Source organism: Rubritalea tangerina (assembly GCF_042683245.1).
In the GTDB taxonomy this organism is placed as follows: Bacteria; Verrucomicrobiota; Verrucomicrobiia; order Verrucomicrobiales; family Akkermansiaceae; genus Rubritalea; species Rubritalea tangerina.
In genome coordinates, this window is the sequence record NZ_JBHUJB010000078.1 from 1 (window position 1) to 3,547 (window position 3,547).

Sequence of the window (3,547 nt, forward strand, 5' to 3'; positions counted from 1 at the left end):
CTGCACTGAGTAATCTGGTTGAGCACTCTGCAATGGGATATCTCTAGTAGAACGTAAAGCACACCAACCGCGAACCTGGCCAACACGCTATGATTTTTGTTTCAAGAAACTCCTACCAAATCGCGGAGCGAAACTCAACCGTGTAAGCGGTTGGGTGCAGCGTCTTGTTAGCCAAATTCGATTTTAGCAGTATTCGAGTAACCACTGAGCATCTTCGTGCAAATGTGATGAACTTCCATTAAGGACGTGTTCGAGAAGAGCCTTAGAACTAGACTTATCCTCTTCAGCGACACCAACAAGACTTTGCTCTAGAGAATCACTATCATGACCTTCTAGAGAGTTTTGGTGCAACATCTCCAAACCAAGTGGGATATATTCTGAACCGCCAATTTCAAGAAGTGTAGCTGTGATTAGCTCGCGCATCCAAAAGCCTATGTCATCTTGATCTAAGAATGACCTCAACAAATTGATGTGCTCTTTAGTAATGATAGAGTTTAGTTCCTCATAAACTTGGAGTGTGGCATCTACTGAATCTCCAAAACGACCTTTCCATAAGTCGTTAAGTAAGTGTTGGATTGAGGCTGGCATATTATTTATAGGCTAACGTAAAGCACACCGCACCGCTGACTGGGCAATGTACTGTGATTTATTATTTACGGATTGAGGGTTGGAAATGGTGAGCGGAGCTCAACCGCGGTCAGCGGTTGGGTGCAGCGTCTTGTTAGCCAGAGGCAGTTTCTTTGCGGATGATATGACGTGCGACTTTATTATTCCATAGTTCGAGAGAGAGCATGATCTGATAAGGAGGATACGAACTAAGTTTCGGATATCGTGGGGGGGATGACCTGTAGTAAATATCCCAGTATGTGAAAATACGCTGAGATAATTTGAGGGCGTCTATGTCGTGTGACGATACGAAACTTCGTATTCTGGAGTAGTCTGAATCAGTCAGTGTATCTTTTATGGTCTCTGTAATTTCTACTACATAGTCGCTAATCAAATATAGTAAGTATGGAACAGTCCATAGAGATGCACTGCTACAGAGAATCGGGGCCCAAGTTTGACGCACATAGCCGTCATGGTGCCTACTCATAATGGCAGCAATGATTTCTTTCTGTGTGTCAGGCAGCTTACTGATCTGGTCAGGATGTACGGGAGGAAAGTATACACGGTATGGTAAAGAGACTTCATCAGAGTCTACGTAAGAAGGGTAATCTCCGCCTAAACTAATCTCGTATTTTGGAAGTCTGAGAAACTTTAGAGCACATGTGACATCTTGTGCGATTGATTCTGGAAATGCACTTAACAAGGAAGACTTTGTTTGTTCTGAAGTGACTTAAAGAGGAAGCGCATAATTTAGGCTAACGTAAAGCACACCGCACCGCTGACGGGGGAATGTACTGAGATTTATTGTTTACGGATAGTGGATTGGAAATGGTGAGCGGAGCTCAACCGCGGTCAGCGGTTGGGTGCAGCGTCTTGTTAGCTAGAGGCAATTTCTTGATTTCCAGTAGTTAAATTCATCAGGTAAATCTTCTTTGTAAATGTGGAGTCTAGATTCGTCTTCTTCTATGAACTGAGAATAAAGAGGATCATTTTTTATCTCACCAACCTTGTTATCGCTCGAAAGTTTACCGACATCTAGAGAGCGGCGGACAACAGCATAACCTATGGATAGGATAGGGAATCCAATGAGTCCAAACCATCCAAGATTGACAGATGATTGAGTAATCACCGCAAAGGCTAGCGAGATAACGACCAGGTTCCCCAAGCCACTCGTGAAGTATGTCCAGATGGAGGTTTTCATTTTTAAGCTAACGTAAAGCACACCACACCGCTGACGGGGATGTACTATGATTTATTGTTTACGGATAGAGGGTTGGGAATGGTGAGCGGAGCTCAACCGCGGTCAGCGGTTGGGTGCAGCGTCTTGTTCTACGAACGTGGTGTATCCGGTGGTTTCCAACTGGATGGAAGATTATCAATCGGACCGGATCTTAGATATCTGCAACTATGTAGCAAGGATGTTCTATGCTAGGTCACTTAGATTTAGGCATCGATGTCGAGGATCTCTAAAAACGCAGGAAACCTAAAAAGCTGATTTGGCTCATCGCATGGAAGGCCGAGGGTTCTGGAAGCCTTACCCAGCTTTTGGAACTAGGAATAATGTTGGTTAAGTTCACGATGCTGAAACTCCAGAGTCCCGAATACACTGCCTCTGGACGATGATGGAAAGTTTCTCAATTTTGAATAATATTTCAACTTCTCTGCTGTCTAGTCTGTACCTAAATAACCAGAGGAGCACTCTGCAACGGGATATCTCCAGTAGAACGTAAAGCACACCGCACCGCTGACGGGAATGTACTGTGATTTATTGTTTACGGATTGAGGGTTGGAAGAGAGGAGCGAAGCTCAACCGCGGTCAGCGGTTGGGTGCAGCGTCTTGTTATGCAAGGGCAGTTTCTAGAGTGTTCTTCTGGTCTCTGAATACCTTCATGTACTGTTCTCTATCGAACTTTCTGGTGAAATACTTTTGAGAGTCAGTCTGTTCAGATATGTCATCGTATGTAGACTGGTTCCACCTGAAATCACTCCAGATGACTAAATCGTCTTGTTCTTGAATCTCAACACTGTGGTATCCGCAATCAAAATCGCCGCAGTATGAACATACATAGAGAGGGAGTCTTCCGTATAGTTCCTCACAGATTTCTTCAAGCATGAACCAACGAAGGATACGAAGATTATACTCAATAGGACGATCACTGATCAGTGTGCACGGATCACTAATCTTAAATTCTTCTCTCAGAGGCTTATCGCTAATTATGAAATCTGAGACGGTGCCGACATATTTTATATCCCTGTATGGCTCTAGTGATAATGTATGAGTGTGGGGCATATTTTTAGCATAACGTAAAGCACACCGCACCGCTGACGGCGATGTACTATGATTTATTGTTTACGGATGGTGGATTGAAAATGGTGAGCGGAGCTCAACCGCGGTCAGCGGTTGGGTGCAGCGTCTTGTTAGGCAAACTCAGTTTATGGTGCTGTCTAGGCGCTGTATATCGGGATATAGTTTCATCAGTTTGGAGGCCAATTCTTCATCTGCGCCAATGAATAGCGTGGCTCCACTGTCCCAGCAAACAATCTCGAATTCGGCTCCAGGACACTGAACTTTTCGGTTGTGTTGCCACAAACGTGGGTTGCCGTCTGCATATGGAAGATCACTAGGAATGCAGACTTCACCCTTGAATGCGGATAGAACACCCCAGATGAACTGAACTTTTGATGAGGTTATGGTCTCAAATAGTTCTGAACCAGAAATAGAAATCGAACTCTGCTCTAGCGGCCAATTTGTGACGTCTAGATCTGAAAGTAAGTAGTTGTACTCCTGTAGCTCAGGAATAGCTCGAAAAAGCTCATCTAGGTAGGTGTAGTATTCTACAAATGTTGAGTTTTCTAAGAGGAGGTTCATTTAGCCTAACGTAAAGCACACCGCACCGCTGACGAGGGATGTACTATGATTTATTGTTAACGGATAGAGGGT

General features: G+C 44.3%; 4 protein-coding genes. All 4 read right to left on the reverse strand.

What is annotated here, in order from left to right; all coding sequences use genetic code 11:
- Nucleotides 1-183: 183 nt before the first annotated feature.
- Complete coding sequence (locus tag ACFSW8_RS15780; RefSeq protein WP_377090674.1) at nt 184-588, reverse strand: hypothetical protein; 405 nt, start codon at nt 586-588, stop codon at nt 184-186.
- Nucleotides 589-1,486: 898 nt separating this feature from the next.
- Nucleotides 1,487-1,807 (reverse strand): hypothetical protein, encoded by a 321-nt coding sequence (locus ACFSW8_RS15785; RefSeq protein ID WP_377090672.1) that lies wholly within the window; start codon nt 1,805-1,807, stop codon nt 1,487-1,489.
- 639 nt (nt 1,808-2,446) lie between these two features.
- Nucleotides 2,447-2,896: a hypothetical protein gene (locus ACFSW8_RS15790; protein WP_377178738.1), complete on the reverse strand. Its 450-nt coding sequence runs from the start codon at nt 2,894-2,896 to the stop codon at nt 2,447-2,449.
- 138 nt (nt 2,897-3,034) lie between these two features.
- Nucleotides 3,035-3,475, reverse strand: a complete 441-nt coding sequence (locus ACFSW8_RS15795) for a hypothetical protein (protein ID WP_377090667.1) — start codon at nt 3,473-3,475, stop codon at nt 3,035-3,037.
- Nucleotides 3,476-3,547: the final 72 nt, after the last annotated feature.